The following is a 19,364-nucleotide window of genomic DNA, read 5'->3' on the forward strand; positions in this document are numbered from 1 at the left end:
TGGCATCGGCCACATCGAAGGCAGAATAACAGGGCCCCTGCTGGTGCATGATCATCTTTTGGCACTGGGAAGCCGCCACCGAGCGGATATCGTGGAAGTCGGAGCAGGACGGCTGCCATAGGGCGGCCTCGCCGAACGCTCGAGCCCTCCTCGCCGGCGATCCCCTCGTCTCGACTGAGGCTGAACAGGCTCGGCTCAGCCAGGCGCTGGCATCGCTGAAACCGGGCAGCGGCGTCCTGACTGCGACGATCGTTGCGTGGCCGGAATGCCCCGAGTTAGAGGGCGCTCGTCTTGCCGGGTTCCGGAGCGGCGCCGTCGCGAGCGGCGTCGTGGACTGGAAGGACAGCTCCCCCACAGCGAGCCCGACCAAGCTGACCGCCGCTCTGATCGAGGGCATCGAAGCTCTGCCCGAAGCATTTGTCCTGTATGACGACCAGGACAGGATGATCATCTGCAACGAGCAGTACCGCCGCCTCTACCCGTTGGTCGCCGACATGATGAAGCCCGGCATGCGCTTCAGCGACGTCGTCCATGAGAGCATCGCGCGCGGCGTCTTCCAGATCGACGAGAACAGCAAGACCTGGGCGGAACGGCGCATCTCCTTCCACCAGGCCGGCATCGGCTTTTTCGAGCAGCATCTCTCGGACGGGCGCTGGATCCAGGTGAGCGAGCGGCGGACTGCCTCCGGCGGCACGACCAGCATCCGCGCGGACATCACCGTGCTGAAGGAGCGCGAGCGGGATCTGCGAGCGGCGCGCGCCAAGGCGGAATCCGAGGCCACGGCTCGAACCGCCTTCATCGCCAAGGTCGGGCATGAGCTGCGCAACCCACTCAACGTCATCCTTGGGATTGCCCAGATCCTTGCCGGCGAGGCCCTGCCGAGGCGGCAGCGCGCGATGATCGACAGCCTCGTCGGTGCCTCGCGGGCGATGCGCGACGTCCTCAACGACGTGCTGGACATCGCCAAGGTGCAGTCGGGGCAAGTCGATATCCGCTTGGAGACCGTCGAGACCAAGCCCTTCGTCCAGGAGATGGTCAACATCGCCCGGACCATGACGGCGCAGAAGGGCCTATGCATGCGCTCCCGTATGGAAACAAACCTCCCCGACCGCATCGTGACGGACCCACGGCGCCTGCGGCAAATCCTGTTCAACCTGCTCGGCAACGCCGTCAAATACACGCCCTCCGGCTCGATCACGCTGGGGTGCTCGCTGCGCTCGCCATCGGGCGAACGGGAGGTGCTCGAAATCTCGGTCACCGACTCAGGCCCCGGTATCTCGCCACGGCTGACGGGCCGGATGCTCCAGCCCTATGCCCGGCAGCGGGAGCATGTGACGGCCGGCGTCGAGGGACTGGGCCTCGGGCTGTCGATCAGCGAAGAGTTGGCCGCCGCGATCGGCGCCCGTCTCGGCATCGGACCGGGTCCGCGCGGTGGAACGCGCGCCAGCATCACTGTTCCGCTCGGGCCAGTGGACGAGCCGGGCCAGCCGCACGTCAAGCCGGCCGCGCGGCAGGAGCGCCAGCCGGGGCCGTCGCTCAACATCCTCGTCATCGACGACGAGCAGACCAATCTCATCGTGGCGGACGCCCTGCTGCAGCGGCTCGGGCACAGCGTGACGACGGCGAACGACGGACAGGAGGGCATGAGGGCGCTACGTGCAGGCAGCTACGACGCCGTGCTTCTCGACATCTCGATGCCAGAGATATCGGGCATAGAGATCGCGCGACGGATCGCGGCGGAAAAGCTGGGCGGGCCCGGCTTCGCGATCATCGCCATGACCGGCAATGTTATGCCCGAGGACATCAAGGCCTATCTCGCCGCGGGCTTCACCGGCTTCATCGAGAAGCCGGTCGAGTTCGACGATCTCGGCGAACTTCTCGCCTCGGTGCGGCGGGATCAGGCGGGGCATGGCGTGCTCGGGCCCGGGGAGCGTGTCCGATTTCCGCGCGCCGAAAGCACCCGTTCCTTCGACAGAACGCCGCTCGACCGCATGGTGGCCGACATCGGCCACGACAGCGTCGCCTCGATCGTGGCGACCGGCATTGCGACCTTCGGCCAGACCATCGACAAACTCGCTTCGGAAGATGGCGAGGCGCTGGGGCGGCTGCTGCACAAGGTCCGCGCCGTCGCCGGCCTCCTCGGGCTGGAGGAGCTGGCGAGCAACGCGCAGCGCGACGAACGGAACGTCTCTACGCTGACGCCAGAGCAACGCGGCGATCTAAAGGACATGCTCGCCAGGGCGATCGCGCAGATGGAACTCTACGCGCTGGACCTCGAGGTCACCGCCCCGCCGGAGTGAGCGGCCTGCGCGGCAGCGTCAGCTTGTAGCCGGCCCCGTGAACCGTCTTCAGCAGAGCAGCGTCGAGACCGATCGATTTCAGGCGGCGGCGCAGCCGCGACATCCTGATATCGACCGCGCGCTCGGATTCAGGCGGCTCACCTTCCGCAATGGCGTCGATGATCTGGGCGCGGGTGAGCACGCGATCCGGATTGCGGGCCAGAAACCTCAACAGCGCGAACTCGGTCGCGCCGAGATCGAGACATTGTCCCGAGGGCGCGACGAGCGCGTGCCCCGCCAGATCGAGCTCGCCGCCCGCGCAGGGCAGACGAGACCCCGACGGGCGCGCGCGCCTTTCGCCGCGACGCAGGATGTTGTTGAGCCGCAGCACCAGCTCGCGCGGCTCGAATGGCTTCGTGACGAAATCATCCGCGCCGAGTTCCAGCGCGGCCAGCCGATCCTCGCGGCCACTGCGGCCGGTCGAGACGATGATCGGGATCGACGAGCGGGCGCGCAGCATCCGCGTCAGCACGATGCCGTCCTCGTCCGGAAGCGTCAGGTCGACGATTGCGGCGTCCCAAACGCCGGAATCGAGCTTGCGCAGCCCCTCTTTCGCCGAGGCAGCGCGATCCGTCGCGTAGCCTGCCGTCCTGAAATAGGCCGCGAGCAACAGCGCGAAGGTGTCGTCGTCCTCGATCAGCAGAACCTTCTTGATCGCTCGCCTCCCGCGCGGAATGCCGGCCAATGCGTTCAAGCATGAAACTTTGATGAAACATTTTCAACACATCGCCGAAATGCCGATCGCCTAGTCTGCCGGCCGGGCCAAAGCAGCCCGCGCGACCGGCGCCCATCGCCGGCCAGCAAGCAGGGGAACAACCGTGACAGACCTGACAGCTTCTCCCCGCCGGCTCGACCGGCGTCGGTTCCTGGCGGCCAGCACGGCGCTGGGCGCGGCGGCGATATTGCCGCGCGGCGCGCAGGCCCAGGCCAGCGAGCTCGTCGTCTCCAACTGGGGCGGCGACTGGAACGACCGCATCGTCAAGGGCTTCGAGACGCCGGCCTTTGGCGGCTCGCCGCTTCGCATCGTCCACGATCTCGCCCCGGTCCCGGAGCGCAAGACCAAGCTTCTGGCCGAGCGGCGCCTGCCGCGCGGCAGCATCGACATCACCTGGCTCAGCGATGCCGACGCCTATGAGATGAACGCGCAGGGCGTGCTCGAAACGCTCGACATGTCTCGCCTTCCCAGCGGCAAGAACATCGTCGAGAAGCTGCGCCTGCCCTATCTGGTGCCGGCGATCTATGGCGGCGTCGTCGTGCTCTACAATCCGGCCAAGATCCCCGAGCCGCCGACGAGCTTCGCCGACCTCTGGAACCCGAAATATGCCGGCCGAGTCGGCGTCATGGACCAGCTCCACTTCAACTACATCTATGCGGCTTCGCTGAGCCATGGCGGCACGATGGGCGACGTCTCCAAGGCGTTCCCGGCGCTGCTGGACATGAAGAAGGCGGTCCAGCCGCGGCTCTACCCCTCGCATCAGGCGCTCGCGGCGGCTTTCCAATCCGAGGAAATCTGGATCTCGGCGAACTACAGCGCGCGTGCCGTGCAATGGGAGAAGGAAGGGCTGCCGATCCGCTGGGCCTATCCGAAGGAAGGGGCGATCTTCATCTCCTTCGGCGCCGGCATCCCGAAGAAGGCACGCAATGTCGAGGCGGCCTACAGCTATCTCGAGGCGATGCTGCAGCCCAAGCCGATGGGCGCGATCTCGCAGGCGACCTCCTATTCGGTTGTCACCGACAATGCCGAGCTTCCACCCGAGGAGCGCAAGCGCCTCGAGTTCACGCAGGACCAGATCGCGAGGCTCAACTTCGTCGACTACCCCTACGCGGCCAAAAGCGACCCGAAATGGGTCGAGTGGTGGAACAAGGAATTCAAGGCTTGACCGCCGTTCCCATGGTCGACGAGGGCGGGGCGGCCCGGGCGCCGCGTCGCCCCGTCCGACGCACGCCGCGAACTGATGCCGGCTGGCTGCTGGCGCCGAGCCTGGTGCTGGTGCTGGCGGGGCTGATCCTGCCGCTCGTGCTGATGGCGCGCTACAGCCTCGCGCATTTCGACCCGACGGCGACCGAGGTATCGGGCTTCGGGCTGGAAAACTATGCCCGCTTCTTCGGCGACCCCTTCTATCTCTGGATCCTGGCGCGAACGCTGACGGTGGCCCTTTCCTGCACGGCGATCTGCCTGCTGCTCGGCGTGCCGGCCGCCTATGTCATCAGCCGGGTGCCGAGCCGGAGGCTCAAGACCGCGCTGATCCTGGCGACCGTCATTCCACTGCTGATGGGCAATGCCGTTCGCGCCGCCGGCTGGATGGTCCTGCTGGCGGATAAGGGGCTGATCAACTCCGCGCTGCTGGTCACCGGCGTCATCTCCGAGCCCGTGCGCATTCTCTATACGGGGTCGGCCGTCGTCATCGGCCTGATCGCCGTGCTGCTGCCCTTCATGATCATCTCGCTGCAGAGCGTCTTCGAAGGGATCGGCGAAACCTATGAGGAGGCGGCCGCGACCATGGGTGCGCGCCCGTGGACGACCTTCTTCCGCGTGACGCTGCCGCTCGCCATGCCCGGCATCTTCTCTGGTTGCCTGCTCTGCTTCGTGCTGGCGGTGAACGCCTATGCCACGCCGGTGCTGATCGGCGGCCCATCCTTCCAGATGATGGCGCCGAAGGTCTACGAGCAGGCGATCAAGGTCTACAACTGGCCCTTCGCCGCGACGCTCGCCTTCATCCTCATGGGCGTGACGCTGACCCTGACCGTGCTGTCCAGCATCACCCTGCAGAAGCGCTACGGGGCGCTGTGACCATGCAACACTCGAGCATGTCCGCGACGCGTTCGTTCAGGCCGGCGATGATCGGCGGCTGCATCCTGGCCTTCGTCATGGTGCTCGCCCCGCTGGTCGCGATCATCTGGGTGAGCTTCTTCGAGAACAAGATCATCAGCTTCCCGCCGACCGGCTACACGCTGAACTGGTATGCCACCGCCTGGGAGATGCCGCGCTTCCGCGACGGCTTCGCGACCAGCCTCAAGCTCGGCGTGCTCGCGACGGCGATCAGCCTCGCGGTCGGCATCCCGGCATCGGTGGTCCTGGCGCGCGGGCGCTTTCCGGGGCGCGAGGCGATCCAGTCGCTGCTGCTGGCGCCGCTGATCGTGCCAGGTATCGTGGCGGGCGCAGCCTTCTACATGTTCCTGATCGAGGCCGAGATCGTGACCGGTGTCCAGGTCGCGACGACCTTCACGGGGCTGGCGATCGCGCACAGCCTGATCGCCCTGCCCTGGACGGTCAGGCTGGTGACCGCCTCGCTGCTCGGCGTCGATCCGCAATTGCGCGAAGCGGCGCTGACGATGGGCGCGCGTCCGTTCACGGCCTTCCGGCGGGTGACCTGGCCGGTGATCAGGCCCGGCGTCGTCGCGGGCGCGCTCTTCTCCTTCGTCGTCTCCTTCGTCGACCTCGAGAAGTCGCTCTTTCTGGTCGGTCCCGGCACGACCACGCTGCCGATCGTCATCGTCAACTATCTGGAATGGAGCGTCGATCCGACCATCGCCGCGGTCGCCACCGTCCAGATCACCCTGATCGCGACCGGCCTCATCATCACCGATCGCTATTTCAAACTGGCGCGAGCCTTCTGAGAGGCCCCCGATGTCGCAAATTTCTCTTCAAGACGTGACCAAGCGCTACGGCAACCTCACGACGGTCGAGCGTGTCTCGCTAGAGATCGGCCAGGGCGAGTTCGTCGCCTTCCTCGGCCCGTCGGGCTGCGGCAAGACCACGACCTTGCGCATGATCGCGGGGCTGACGCTGGCGAGCGAGGGGAGCATCCGCTTCGGCACGCGGGACGTGACCGACCTGCCGCCCTATCTGCGCAATGCCGGCCTCGTCTTCCAGGGCTATGCGCTCTTCCCGCATATGAGCGTCGCGGAGAACGTCGGGTTTGGGCTGGAGATGCGCGGGGTCGACCGCACGCAAGTACAGAGCCGGGTGCAGGAGGCGCTCGCCCTCGTCAAGCTCGACCATCTCGCCGACCGGCTGCCGAAGCAGCTTTCGGGTGGGCAGCAACAGCGCGTGGCGCTCGCCCGCGCCATCGTCTACGAACCGGATGTCCTGCTCCTCGACGAGCCGCTCTCGGCACTCGACGCCAAGCTGCGGCACGAGGTCCGGACCGACCTGCGGCGCCTGCAGTCGCGGCTCGGCCTGACGACGATCTTCGTCACGCATGATCAGGACGAGGCGCTCGCGGTCGCCGACCGGATCGTCGTGATGTCCGCCGGCAAGGTCGAACAGGTCGGCACGCCGCGCGAGATCTATCAGCGCCCTGCCAGCCGCTTCGTTGCGGAATTCATCGGTCTCACCAACATCTTCGCGGGCAACATCGACGCGACGGGCAGCTTCCTGACAGAGGGAGGCGAGCGCTTCGCGGTTTCTCCCGAGCGGGAGGCGGGCGCGGTCACCGCTTTCGCCGTCCGGCCGGAGCAGATCTCGCTGCACGACGACCTCAGCGAGAGCCAAGGCCTCGGCATCCTGCCCGCGACTGTCGAGGACGTCGTCTATCGCGGCTCGCTGACGGAGGTGATCGTCAGGACCAGCTCCGGGATGCCGATCGTCGTGCATTGCCAGAATGCGGATCTTCCGAGCCATAACGAGCTGCAGCCGGGCCAGCCCGTCGTCGCGTCCTGGCCGGCCGGCGCAGCGATGCTGTTCTGACCGAAGCGCCCGGCGCTCGGCGGACGGCGACAGATCACAAGGAACACAACGAGCCGCCGACAAGGCGGCTGGACTGCGCCTGCGCGGTCGACGGAGGCGCGCATCATGGTCGAGAGGCATCCGGGATATTGCACGCTGTGCCGCTCGCGCTGCGGCTCGATCACGCTCGTCGATGGCGATCGGATGGTCGGCGTCGAGCCACGCCCGGATCATCCCACCGGCGGGGCGCTCTGCGCCAAGGGTCGCGCTGCGCCCGAGATGGTCCACAGCCCGAAGCGCCTGCGCCGCCCCCTGCGCCGGCTGAGCGCGAAGGGCGAGACTCCGGTTCGCTGGGCGGAGATCGGCTGGGACGAGGCTCTCGACGAGATCGCGCGGCGCCTGCTCGCGATCCGTGCTGAGAGCGGTGCGGAGTCCGTTGCCTTTGCCATGACGACGCCGAGCGGGACGCCGATCATCGACAGCCACGAATGGGTGGAGCGCTTTATCCGGTGCTTCGGCAGCCCCAACCTGATCTACGCGATCGAGGTCTGCGGCTGGCACAAGGACTATGCCCATGCCCTGACATTCGGCCGTGGCCTGGGCGTGCCGGATTACGACAACGCCGAGCTCATCCTGCTCTGGGGCCATAATCCGGCGCGGACATGGCTTGCCCAGGCGAGCCGCGTCGCCGAAGCGCGCCGGCGCGGAGCCAAGGTCGTCGTCATCGACCCCAAGCCCGACGGATCGGGACAGCAGGCCGATCTCTGGCTGCGGATGCGCCCGGGCGCGGATGCCGCTCTCGCAATGGGGGCCATCAGGCATCTGATCGAGGCGCGCCGGTACGACGACGCCTTCGTACGCAACTGGACCAACGCGCCTCTCCTCATCGACGAGCAAACCGGCGCCTTCCTCAAGGCCGACGAAGTCGTCGCAGGCGCCGGCAGCGACGCCTTTCTCGTCCTCCGCGCCAATGGCCGCGTCGAGCCCTACGACACGCGCAGCAGCCTGTCCGATGCCGCATCTATGACGCTGGAAGCGCGCATTCCGCTGAGGACGCTGAACGGCCGGCGGATCGCCGCCGCCACGGCTTTCACGCTCCTGTCCGAGCGGGCGCAGCACTATTCGCCCGAGCGCGTCGCCGAACTCACCTGGCTCGAGCTGCCTGACATCGCCGCCTTCTACTCCTTGCTGGAGGGCGCCCCTCGCCTCGCCTACTACACCTGGACGGGCGTCGGGCAGCACACAAACGCCACCATGACCGAGCGGGCGATCGCTGCGCTCGCTGCCCTGGTCGGCTCCTGCGATCGCAAAGGCGGCAATATCTGGACGGTGCCGCCACCGGCAAACGCCGTCAACGACCTCTCGCTGCTGCCGCCCGGGCACCTCAAAAAGGCGCTGGGGCTGGCCGATCTGCCGCTCGGCCCGCCCGCCCATGGCTGGGTCACCGCGCGCGACTTCGCCTCGGCGGTGATCGAGAAGCGCCCCTATCCGGTCCGGGCGCTGATGAGCTTCGGGACCAATTTCGCCGTCTCGCAGATCGACACCAGCCGCAACCTCGCGGCACTGCATGCGCTCGAATTCCATGTCCATGCCGACATGTTCATGAACCCGACCGCCGAATGCGCCGATCTGGTCCTGCCCGTCAGCATGCCCTGGGAGCGTGACGCCCTGCGCATCGGCTTCGAGATCACGCAGGAAGCCGCGGAGACCATCCAGTTCCGCAAGAGCATGCTGCCGCGCTTCGCCGAGAGCCGCGCCGACTACGAGATCGTCATGTCCCTGGCGGCGCGCATGGGTTTCGGCGACCGCTTCTTCGGCGGGGATATCGTCGCCGGCTGGAACCATCAGCTCGCGCCGCTCGGCATCACCGTGGAGGATCTGCGCGATCGGCCGGATGGCATGCGGATCCCGCAGCCCTTCTCGCATCGGAAATTCGCCGACGCGGACGAGAACGGACGCGTGCGCGGCTTCAACACGCCAACGAGGCGCGTCGAACTCTACGCGCAGCGCCTGCACGAGCACGGCCATGATCCCTTGCCGGATTTCGTCGAGCCGGCGGACGGGCCAGCTTCCGGCGATGGCCTGCCTCTCGTGCTGACGACCGCCAAGAGCGGCTTCTTCGTCCATACCTCCCACCGCGCCATCGCGTCGCTGCGCCGCAAGGCTCCCGATCCATCGGTAGAGATCCATCCGGACCTCGCGGCGGCGCGGGGCGTCGCCGCCGGCGATTGGATCCGGCTGCGCACGCGGCACGGCGCGGCCCGGCTGCGCGTTCGCCTGAATGCGGCGCTCGACGCGCGCACGGTCGTTGCCGAGTTCGGTTGGTGGGAGGAATGCGAGCCGCTGGGGCAGGACGGAGGCGCCGTCCAGGGCGAAGACACCGTCAACGTCAACGCGATTCTCAGCGACCTCCAGCGAGACCCGATCAGCGGCTCCGTGCCGTTGCGCGCGATCACTTGCGACATCGAGGCCCTCCCCGAAGCAAATCGCGGCCGCTGGTCGGGCACGCGCCGGTTCCGCGTCACCCACATCCGACAGGAGGGGCCGTCCACCGCTGCCCTGTCGCTCGCTCCCTGCGACGGCGAAGGCCTGCCCGATTTCGTGCCCGGCCAGCATGTCCTCCTGCGGCTTCCGGGCCAACCGTTGGCGAGAGCCTACTCGCTGACGGGAAGCGCCCACTCTCCGGATGAATTGTCGCTTGCAGTGCGGTGGGACACCGCCGGCTCGAAGCAATCGGTCTCGCTGTCGCGCGAGGTCCAGTCGCTTCGTCCCGGCGACGAAGTGCTGCTCGAAGCGCCGGCCGGCGTCTTCACCATCCCTGTCCGCAGCGCGCGCCCGCTGATCCTGCTCGCCAACGGCATCGGCATCACGCCCTTCGCCGGGTACCTGGAAACGATCGCACGGCTCCGCCCGCAGCCGGCCCCCGCAATCCATCTGCTGCATGGCTGCCGGAGCGGTGCGGAACATCCGCTCGCCGCTCGCCTCGACGAACTCGCCAGCGCGATCCCCACGCTGAAGCGCGTCACCGCCTATTCCAGGCCAAACGATGGGGATCGTGATGCCGGGCGTTTCCAGCAGGAAGGCCGGCTGGATCTCGGCGCGATCGCAGAAGTGCTGGCGCAAAATCCGCTCGCCTATCTCTGCGGTTCGCCGGATTTCAACGATACGATGATCGCCGAACTCGTCAGACGCGGGATGCCGCGCTTCGACATCTTCGCGGAAGCCTTCTCCGCACCGAGGGAGATTCCGACGTCCCTGGCGCCACGACGCATCGCGATCGCCGGTACGGGAGAAGCTTTCGAATGGTCCCCCGATGCCGGCCCTGTTCTCGACGCGGCGCTGGCTGCCGGGCTGCCGTTTCCGAGCGGCTGCCGCGTCGGGCAATGCGAGAGCTGCGTGGTGAAGGTGCTGGAGGGCAGCTTCACCCATCTCGTCGCGTTCGACGGCGAGCCCAACCAATGCCTGACCTGCCAGGCCGTGCCGCTGTCGGATCTGGTTATTTCGCTCTACGGCCACTGACCGCGTCGATCCTGGAAAGCCAACAGACGCGACGCTGAGGTCAAACGCCGCCAGCGCGTTCGCCCGTCCAGCGTCGGAACAGCGCGCTGGCATTGACGCCACCGAAGCCAAAGCCGTTGGCGATCGCGTAATCCGTCGCCAGCGGCCGGGGTCCGTGTCTGACAAAGTCGATGCCCTCGCCGACGGGATCGGGCGTGTTGAGATTGAGCGTCGGCGGCGCAACCTGGTGCTTCAACGCCAGGATCGCGAAGATGGCGCCTAGCCCGCCAGCGGCCCCGAGCAGGTGTCCGGTCGCCGATTTTGTTGCACTGACAGCGATCCCGCCGTCGGAGCCGAACAGCGTCTTGATCGCGGCGATCTCGCCGAGGTCTCCAACCGGCGTCGAGGTGGCATGGGCATTGAGATGACCGATCTCGCGTTGGGAAATCCCCGCTTGCGCGATCGCGATCTCCATGGCCCGGCGGGCGCCGTTTCCGTCCTCGGGACCGGAAGTGACGTGGTGGGCATCTGCGGTCGTCCCGTAGCCGACGAACTCTGCGAGTGGTGTGGCGCCGCGCGCCAGCGCATGGTCCAGTGCCTCGATCACCAGCATGCCCGCGCCCTCGCCCATGACGAATCCATCGCGGGCCGTATCGAACGGACGCGAGGCCTCGGCCGGCCTGTCGTTGAACCCGGTGGACAGAGAGCGTGCGGCGGCAAAGCCGCCGAGACTGACGATGTTCATGCAGGCTTCAGCGCCGCCGCACACCGCGATGTCGGCTTCATCGGCGCGGATCAGGCGAGCCGCATCGCCGATCGCCTGGATGCCGGCTGCGCAGGCCGTCACCGGAGCGCCGAGCGGGCCTTTGAAGCCATGGCGGATCGAGACATGGCCTGCCGCCAGGTTCACCAGGAAGGACGGGATCGTGAACGGTGAGAGACGGCGAACGCCGCGCGTGTCGACCGTGCGCACCGCGTCAGTGATGGCCGGGAAGCCGCCGATGCCCGAAGCGATGATCGTGGCCGTGCGCGAGCGCTGAGCCTCGGAGCCAGGCTGCCATCGTGCCTGCAAGAGGGCTTCGTCCGCCGCCGCCAAGGCGAAGATAATAAAACGATCGACCTTGCGTTGGTCCTTCGGCGCCAGCACGGCATCGGGATCGAAGCCCGCTTCCGGGTCCTCGGCGATGGAGGGAACGACGCCGCCGACCTTGGCCGGCAGATCGCCCACGACATCCTCCGGTAGTGCGCGCAGGCCCGAACGGCCTGCCAGAAGGCGCGACCAGGAGGCGCCCACACCTGCTGCGAGTGGCGTGACCGCCCCGAGACCCGTGACAACAATCCGTCTCATCTATGCACCTGTCGATTTCGGCACGCCAACGGCGCTAGGTTCGCTGCTGCGGAGGCTGGCTGAGCGAGGCCAGATGAAGCCGCGATGCACGGCCCAAACACATACTGCCGCAGCGCCGACCTGGCTTGCCGCGACGATCATCGAGAGTTCCGTCAGATCGGCACGCCCGTGCGCGACCGCGAGCCAACCGATACCCGCAGCGATCACCAGCCGGACCGTTCCGGCGAATGTGGTCCATCCGGGCCGGCCCGACCCCTGAGATACGAAGCTCAAGACGAACGCCGCCGCCGTCGCGGGGTAGGAAAGGCCTGCCACCCGGAGATAGCTCGCACCCGCCTCGAGCACAGCGGCATCATGGCTGAAAATGCCGAGCCACAGCGTCGGACGCAGGATAACGATCAGGCCGACACATCCCGTGAAGAATGCGCCGATCATCGTGCCGATCCAGGCTACCCGCTTCGCGCGCGCGACGTCGCCTGCCCCGATACACGTTCCGATCATGGTCAGGACCGCGCTCCCCAGGCCGAACAAGATCGGGACGAACAGGTAGTCGAGCCGCGCGCTGATGCCGTAGCCACCAAGCGCTGCCTCGCCGAACCGGCCGACGATCGCCGTTACAAGGATCACAGCAAGGTTGATCTGGATCACCGCTACGGAGGAGATGACCCCGACGCTGAGAACATCCCGAAACAGGGGCCAGCGAAGCCGACGCAGGGTCAGCGTCAGCCCGGCGCGGGTTGTCCGTAGATAGCCGGCTATGATGAGGCTGGCGGCGCTGTAATAGAGCGTGACCGCCAGCCCGGCTCCGGCAATGCCCAATCCTGCGAAAGAACCCAAGCCGAAGATCAGGAGTGGAGACAGGGGAATGAGGGTGACGACGCCGGTAAGCGATAGGAGCGCGGGAGCCTTGACGTTTCCGGCGCCGCGCAGGGCCGCCGAACACAGGTTCACCACCCAGATCGGAACTGCGCTGAGCGACAGCCAGCGTGAATAGGAAATCGCCTGTATCAGTGCGCCGTCCCGCGCGCCGAGGCTTTCGAAGAGAGTGGGCCCCAGCAGCCAGATGCCCGCCATGAAGAGCAGGCCCATGAAGGCGCCGAGCGTGATCGCGTGCAGCACGAGGTCGTCAGCGTCGTCGATCCGGCCCGCACCGATCGCGCGCGCAACCGCAGAAGCGACGCCGCCGCCCAATCCGCCCGCCGACATCATCGTCATCAGCATCCAGACGGGGAAGACGACGGATGCGCCGACCAGCGCTTCCGTTCCTAGCAGTGAGACATAGTAGGTCTCCGCGATTCCGACCAGCGTCTGGGCGACGAGCACCGCTATCGTAGGGACAGCGAGCCTGAGAAGGATCGGCAGCACGGGGCCGCGCAGGATAGCGAGGCGAACGGCTGCCTTGCGATCGTCCCGGTCAGGCGCTTCACCGGTCAGCGGTCTTGGATGCGTCGCATGGTTCATTTGGCCACCGTCCCGTCCGAATTGCGTCGTCAGGACTTGAGACCGAAGGTAGACCTGATCCCCTTGTCGACCTGGCTGGCGGGGGCGAAGCGCCTGAGTATGCTCAACAGCTTCGCGCTTGCGTCCGCCGGTTGCCGCATCCGGTACTTGCCTCTGATGGCGGACAAGATCCGTGTCGCGACCGTCGCTGGCGCCGCTCCAGCGGCAACCTGCTTCTGCAACGTTGCGATCGTTTGCGAGAGCGCGTCCGCATAAGCGGCGATCTTGGCCTCTGTCTGGGCCGCATTGGTGTCGAGCTTGGTATTGGTGAAATTGGGCTCGACCAGAACGACGCGTACGCCAAACCCGCGAACCTCATGGTCGAGCGACTCCGACAGGCCTTCGAGCGCATGCTTGCTGCTGGCATACAGGCCCATGAACGGTGCCGGCAGGAAGCCGAGCACCGAACTGATGTTGATGATGAGCCCCGACTTCTGGGCGCGCATGGCGGGAAGCACGGCGCGGCTTATGCGCAAAGCGCCGAACAGGTTGGTGTCGAACAGCGACTGCGCCTCCGCGTCGCTAGTCGCCTCCACCGGCCCGATCAGCGACACGCCTGCGTTGTTGATGACGATGTCGATCCGGCCGACTTCCTCGAGGATGTGTTCGACGGCCTGGCGGACCTGTTGATCGTTGCGGACGTCGAGTTTGACCAGTTTGACACCCGCTATCGGATGTACGTTTGCGGGCGCGCGCGCGCCGCCAAAGACGCGGTATCCTGCTTGCGCCAGCGCGAGGGCGGTCGCCGCGCCGATGCCGGAGGAAACGCCCGTGATCAGGACGGTCTTTTGAATGGCCATCTCTGCCATCTCCAATTTGTGGTCTGTGAGTGAGGGTGAATATTGGGGTGGAGCGGTTCGCTGCGCCTTACGACTTCGCGGCTTGCGCACGGAGCTCTGAGACTTGCGCTTCGAGATTTCTGACCCGCCTCTCAAGGAAATCGAGTTCAGTGAACTCCATCGCTTCCTTGAATTGCCGCAGCCTCTCTAGCCAACGGCCCAGGGTCTCTTTCGAAAACAACCTCTTCATTTTCGAATGACTCATCTGAACTCCTCCGCTGGCGCATGCGCGTCTGGGCCGACAGCATCGTCATTGGCGGGGGCCTACCTGTGCGTTGTTCGCGGAGGCCTCAGCCACGACACTGTCGGTGGCGGCTTGCAGGAACCGTTTCGACATTTGCTCGTCGTTGACAGCGCGCGAAAGGAGTACCGCACCGACCATCGTCGAGAGGACGGCCATCGCCTTGCTTTTCGCGGCGGCGGCGTCCGCTACGCCGACCCAACCGCCCAACATTTCCAGGTGATCGTTGATCCCGGCCTCGAACGCAGCCTTCACGTCCGGGCCTTGCCTGGCGGCATCCGAACCCAGCGCGACGATCGGACAGCCATCCCCCTTCTCGCCGCAGTGACCCATGCTGAGATAAAAATCGACCACAGCCGCCAGCGGGGCGTCCGGATTGGACTGGGCGGCAGCCGACCACCGGTTCGAGGCACTCTCCAGCGCGCGCTTCGAGGCCTGCACCGCCAGGTCGTCCTTGGATTCGAACTGCTTGTAGAAGGCGCCCTGCGTCAGCCCGGCGCCGGCCATGAGATCTTTCAGGCCGATGCCGTCGAAGCCATGCTCCCGGAACAGTCGGCTGGCCACGTCGATGACCGTCTGGCGATTTTCCTCTGCCTGCTGGCGACTGACGCGCATCATGATCTCCAAATTTAGATTGCGTTCGTAATCCATATCACTTATAGATGTCGAATGCAATCTAATTGGTTTACAGCGATGAACAAGAACAGGAAGTCGGCGTTTGCCGCTGGGGGTGCCGTGCTCGCAGCGGCCGCGGTGGCAGCATTCGTCACCTTGTCGGCGAGGTCGCAGAACGCGTCTGCGGTCAGCGATCCCAGGCAGAATGCTCCGATCGTCCGGCTGGTGACGCCAACGCCGGTCGTGGATGCAGAGCGCCGTTTCACAGGCACCATCGCAGCCCGCGTTCAAAGCAATCTGGGCTTCCGCGTTGCCGGAAAAATCGTCGAGCGGCTAGTGAATGTCGGGCAGCCTGTGACGGCCGGCCAGGCGCTCATGCGGATCGATGAGACCGACTTGCGGCTTGCGCTCGCGGCGAAACGCAACGCCACCGCTGCCGCTCGCGCCGTCCTGGTTCAGGCCCGAGCGGACGAGAAGCGCTACGCCGTTCTGGTCAAGGATGGATTTGCGGCAAGCCCGCAGCGCTACGAGCAAGCGAAGGCGGCACTCGACACCGCGGCGGCCCAGCTGGCGGCCGCTGAAGCGGACGAGAAGGTTGCCGAAAACGGGTCGAGCTATTCCGTTCTTGTCGCCGATGCCGATGGAATCGTCGTCGAGACCCTCGGCGAGCCGGGCCAGGTTGTCACGGCCGGGCAGACCGTCGTCAGGCTCGCCCAGGCCGGACCGCGCGAGGCGGTCGTCGCGCTCCCCGAGACGATCAGGCCGGCCATCGGCTCTCCGGCCGTGGCCAATCTCTATGGGGCGGAAGCCCGCCGCTATTCAGCCACCCTCCGCCAGCTCTCGGATTCCGCGGATCCGCAGACCCGCACCTACGAGGCTCGCTACGTCCTCGACGGCGAGGCCGCCGCTGCACCGCTTGGGGCGACCGTCACCATCCGACTGACCAATCAGGCGAGCCAGCCCGAGATGGAAGTGCCCCTCGGTGCGCTGCTGGACGATGGCCGGAAGACCGGGGTCTGGTTGCTGGATGACGCCACCTCGACGGTAAAGTTCCGCCCGATAACATTGATCCGCGTGACCAGCGAGACTGCGATCGTCTCCGGGTTGAGCGGGCCCGAGCCGGTGGTGTCGCTTGGGGCTCACCTGCTGCAAGAGGGGGCTCATGTCCGGCCGCTGTCCCAGAACAGGAGCAGCAAATGAGCCTCAATCTTTCAGCAATCGCTGTTCGCGAACGAGCCGTCACCCTTTTCTCGATCATCCTGCTGGTTGCTGCCGGCATCTATGCCTTCTTCATGCTCGGCCGAGCGGAAGATCCGAGCTTCACCATCAAGACGCTGACCGTCACCACCGTGTGGCCGGGTGCGACCGCGCGCGAGATGCAGGATCTGGTCGCGGAACCGCTGGAGAAGCGGATTCAGGAACTCACCTGGTACGACCGCGTCGAGACGACCACCCGCCCAGGCTACGCCTATATGACGGTCACGTTGAAGGACAGCACCCCGCCATCGGCCGTCGAGGAAGAGTTCTATCAGGCCCGCAAGAAGCTTGGAGACGAGGCCCGCAACCTGCCACCCGGCGTGCTCGGCCCCTTCGTCAACGACGAGTACTCGGATGTGAGTTTCGCCCTTTATGCCTTGAAGGCCAAGGGCATGCCGATGCGCGAGCTGGCGCGGCAGGCCGAGACCATCCGCCAGGACCTCCTGCACGTCCCCGGGGTCAAGAAGATCAACATTCTCGGCGAACGGCCCGAACAGATCTTCGTCGAGTTCTCCTACGCGAAGCTCGCCACGCTTAGCGTGTCGGCGCAGGACATCATCACTGCCCTGCAACGGCAAAACACGGTTACTCCGGCCGGCTCGATCGACACGAGTGGCCCGCAGATGTTCATTCGGGTCGATGGCGCCTATCAAGGCCTGAAGGCGATCGCCGACACCCCGATCGTCGCGGCAGGTCGCACCCTTAAGCTGTCCGACATCGCCGATGTGCGCCGCGGCTACCAGGATCCCCCGACCTACCTGATCCGGCGTCAGGGCGAGGCCACGATCCTGATTGCCGCCGTCATGCAATCGGGCTGGGACGGGCTCGCTCTCGGCAAGGCGCTGGAAAACAAGACTGCGGCGATCGCGCAGACGCTGCCGCTCGGCATGACGCTCGACAAGGTGACCGACCAGGCCGTCAACATCACCTCAGCGGTCGACGAGTTCATGATGAAGTTCGCGATGGCACTCGGCGTCGTGCTGCTCGTGAGCCTGCTCAGCCTCGGCTGGCGCGTGGGGATCGTCGTGGCCGCGGCCGTGCCGCTGACGCTCGCTGTCGTCTTCCTGATCATGCTGGAGACCGGACGGTTCTTCGACCGCATCACGCTCGGCGCCCTCATCCTGGCGCTCGGCCTCCTGGTCGACGACGCCATCATCGCCATCGAGGTCATGGTGGTGAAGATGGAAGAAGGCATGGACCGCATCAAAGCGGCTGCCTATGCCTGGAGCCACACGGCGGCACCCATGCTGTCGGGCACGCTGGTGACCATCGCGGGCTTTCTGCCTGTCGGCTTCGCACGTTCGACAGCAGGCGAATATGCCGGCAACATCTTCTGGGTCGTGGGCTTCGCCCTGATCGTCTCCTGGATCGTGGCGGTGGTCTTCACGCCCTATCTCGGCGTCAAGATGCTGCCCGACATCAAACCGATCCCGGGCGGCACGCATGCGGTCTACGACACGCCGAACTATCGGCGCCTGAGGCGGCTCATCACCTTCGCCGTGCGCCACAAGTTCATGACCTGCGGTGTGGTCGTCGTGGCCTTCGCTCTGGCAGGCATCGGAATGGGGGGCGTCAAACAGCAATTCTTCCCGACGTCGGATCGCCCGGAAGTGCTGGTCGAAGTCCGGTTGCCGGAAGGGACCAGCATCGAAACCACGACGGCAGCGGTCGAGAAGCTCGAACGCTGGCTGGGCGCCCAGCCCGAGGCCACCATCGTCACCAGCTATGTCGGCCAGGGCGCGCCGCGCTTCTTCTTCGCGATGGCGCCCGAACTGCCGGATCCCGCCTTCGCCAAGATCGTCGTCCTGACACCGGATTCAGGTGCGCGCGAGACATTGAAGCACAGGCTTCGCGATGCCGTGTCGGAAGGCCTCGTCCCGGAAGCCTTCGTGCGTGTCACCCAGCTCGTCTTTGGCCCTTATACGCCGTTCCCGGTCGAGTTCCGCGTGATGGGCCCCGATCCGGCGCAGCTCTATGCGATATCCGCACAGGTGCTCGAGGTGATGCGCAGCGTCGCGGACGTTCGCCAGGCCAATCGCGATTGGGGTAATCGCACGCCCGTGCTCCGCTTCGTACCCGACCAGGACCGTCTGAACCTCATCGGCCTGTCGCCAGCGGCGGTTGGTCAGCAACTTCAGTTCCTGCTGACCGGCGTCACCGTCACCCAGGTCCGCGAGGACATCCGCAACGTGCCGGTGGTGGCACGAAGCGCCGGCAGCGAGCGGCTCGACCCGGCGCGCCTCGCGGATTTCTCGCTGATGAGCCGCGACGGACGCCAGATCCCGCTCGATCAGATCGGCCATGCCGAAATGCGTCTGGAGGAGCCGATCCTGAAACGCCGCGACCGCACGCCCGTCATCACCATCCGCGCGGACATCAACGAGGCCACTCAGCCGCCAGAGGTTTCCAAGCAGATCCAGAAGGCTCTGCAGCCGCTGATCGCCTCGCTTCCGGCGGGCTATCGCATCGAGACCGGCGGTTCTATCGAAGAAGCGACCAAAGCCAACGCAGCCTTGGGGAAGGTCTTCCCTGTGATGATCGCCGCCACGCTGATCTTCGTCATGCTTCAGGTGCGGTCGTTTTCGATGATGGCGATGGTGCTGCTCACAGCGCCGCTTGGCGTGATCGGCGTCGTGCCGACATTGCTCCTCTTCAACCAGCCCTTCGGATTCAACGCGATCCTCGGCCTGATCGGACTCGCCGGCATCCTGATGCGCAACACCTTGATCCTGACCGAGCAGATCGAGGAAAACCGCGCGGCCGGGCTCGACGACTATCACGCAGTCATCGAAGCGACGGTGCAGCGGACGAGACCTGTGATCCTCACGGCGCTCGCGGCAGTGCTGGCATTCATTCCGCTCACACACTCCGTCTTCTGGGGATCGATGGCCTACACGCTGATCGGTGGCACGGCTGTCGGCACCGTGTTGATCTTACTGTTCCTGCCTGCGCTATACACCACATGGTTCCGCATCAAACCGACTGCTGATCAAATCCATGAGATTGCGACGTCGTCAGAGCTGCGATCAGCAAGGGCTGCCGCGTAGTTGCTGCCTTC

General features: G+C 66.1%; 13 protein-coding genes. 8 read left to right on the forward strand and 5 right to left on the reverse strand.

Annotation, left to right across the window (positions count from 1 at the left end; translation table 11 throughout):
• The first annotated feature begins 47 nt into the window (after positions 1–47).
• Positions 48–2,300, forward strand: coding sequence for a response regulator (locus AC1RMY_RS16025; RefSeq protein ID WP_492866115.1), 2,253 nt, complete (start codon positions 48–50; stop codon positions 2,298–2,300).
• Here AC1RMY_RS16025 and AC1RMY_RS16030 read toward each other — a convergent pair.
• Positions 2,281–3,033 (reverse strand): response regulator transcription factor, encoded by a 753-nt coding sequence (locus AC1RMY_RS16030; RefSeq protein WP_492866117.1) that lies wholly within the window; start codon positions 3,031–3,033, stop codon positions 2,281–2,283. The genes AC1RMY_RS16025 and AC1RMY_RS16030 overlap by 20 nt on opposite strands.
• A 124-nt stretch (positions 3,034–3,157) precedes the next feature.
• On the opposite strand from AC1RMY_RS16030, the gene AC1RMY_RS16035 reads away from it, so the two are divergent.
• The 5 genes from AC1RMY_RS16035 (at position 3,158) to AC1RMY_RS16055 (ending at position 10,527) form a co-directional block, all read left to right on the forward strand.
• Positions 3,158–4,219: an ABC transporter substrate-binding protein gene (locus AC1RMY_RS16035; protein ID WP_492866119.1), complete on the forward strand. Its 1,062-nt coding sequence runs from the start codon at positions 3,158–3,160 to the stop codon at positions 4,217–4,219.
• On the forward strand, positions 4,216–5,130 hold the full coding sequence (locus AC1RMY_RS16040) for an ABC transporter permease (RefSeq protein WP_492866121.1): 915 nt from the start codon (positions 4,216–4,218) through the stop codon (positions 5,128–5,130). The genes AC1RMY_RS16035 and AC1RMY_RS16040 overlap by 4 nt, the downstream gene beginning before the upstream one ends.
• Positions 5,131–5,147: 17 nt before the next feature.
• Complete coding sequence (locus AC1RMY_RS16045) at positions 5,148–5,957, forward strand: ABC transporter permease (protein ID WP_492866123.1); 810 nt, start codon at positions 5,148–5,150, stop codon at positions 5,955–5,957.
• A gap of 10 nt (positions 5,958–5,967) precedes the next feature.
• A complete protein-coding gene (locus AC1RMY_RS16050; protein WP_492866125.1) occupies positions 5,968–7,029 on the forward strand; it encodes an ABC transporter ATP-binding protein in 1,062 nt (353 codons plus the stop codon).
• A 105-nt stretch (positions 7,030–7,134) separates the two neighbouring features.
• A complete protein-coding gene (locus tag AC1RMY_RS16055) occupies positions 7,135–10,527 on the forward strand; it encodes a molybdopterin-dependent oxidoreductase (RefSeq protein WP_492866127.1) in 3,393 nt (1,130 codons plus the stop codon).
• A gap of 40 nt (positions 10,528–10,567) precedes the next feature.
• Here AC1RMY_RS16055 and fabF read toward each other — a convergent pair whose 3' ends face one another.
• The 4 genes from fabF to AC1RMY_RS16075 form a co-directional block, all read right to left on the reverse strand.
• A complete protein-coding gene (gene fabF, locus AC1RMY_RS16060; protein WP_492866129.1) occupies positions 10,568–11,854 on the reverse strand; it encodes a beta-ketoacyl-ACP synthase II in 1,287 nt (428 codons plus the stop codon).
• On the reverse strand, positions 11,855–13,177 hold the full coding sequence (locus tag AC1RMY_RS16065; protein WP_492866131.1) for an MATE family efflux transporter: 1,323 nt from the start codon (positions 13,175–13,177) through the stop codon (positions 11,855–11,857). It abuts the gene before it with no gap.
• Between the two features lie 167 nt (positions 13,178–13,344).
• Positions 13,345–14,154 (reverse strand): oxidoreductase, encoded by an 810-nt coding sequence (locus tag AC1RMY_RS16070; protein ID WP_492866133.1) that lies wholly within the window; start codon positions 14,152–14,154, stop codon positions 13,345–13,347.
• A gap of 289 nt (positions 14,155–14,443) precedes the next feature.
• Entirely contained in the window at positions 14,444–15,049 is a 606-nt protein-coding gene (locus AC1RMY_RS16075) for a TetR/AcrR family transcriptional regulator (RefSeq protein ID WP_492866622.1), read from the reverse strand.
• Positions 15,050–15,127: 78 nt separating this feature from the next.
• Here AC1RMY_RS16075 and AC1RMY_RS16080 point away from each other — a divergent pair, with 78 nt between their 5' ends.
• Positions 15,128–16,249, forward strand: coding sequence for an efflux RND transporter periplasmic adaptor subunit (locus AC1RMY_RS16080; RefSeq protein WP_492866135.1), 1,122 nt, complete (start codon positions 15,128–15,130; stop codon positions 16,247–16,249).
• Positions 16,246–19,353 carry an efflux RND transporter permease subunit gene (locus AC1RMY_RS16085; RefSeq protein WP_492866137.1) on the forward strand — a complete coding sequence of 1,036 codons (3,108 nt, stop codon included), beginning with the start codon at positions 16,246–16,248 and terminating at the stop codon, positions 19,351–19,353. Before AC1RMY_RS16080 ends, AC1RMY_RS16085 begins: the two co-directional genes overlap by 4 nt.
• Positions 19,354–19,364 lie beyond the last annotated feature (11 nt).

This window comes from Allobosea sp. GW822-FHT03F07 (genome assembly GCF_058801345.1).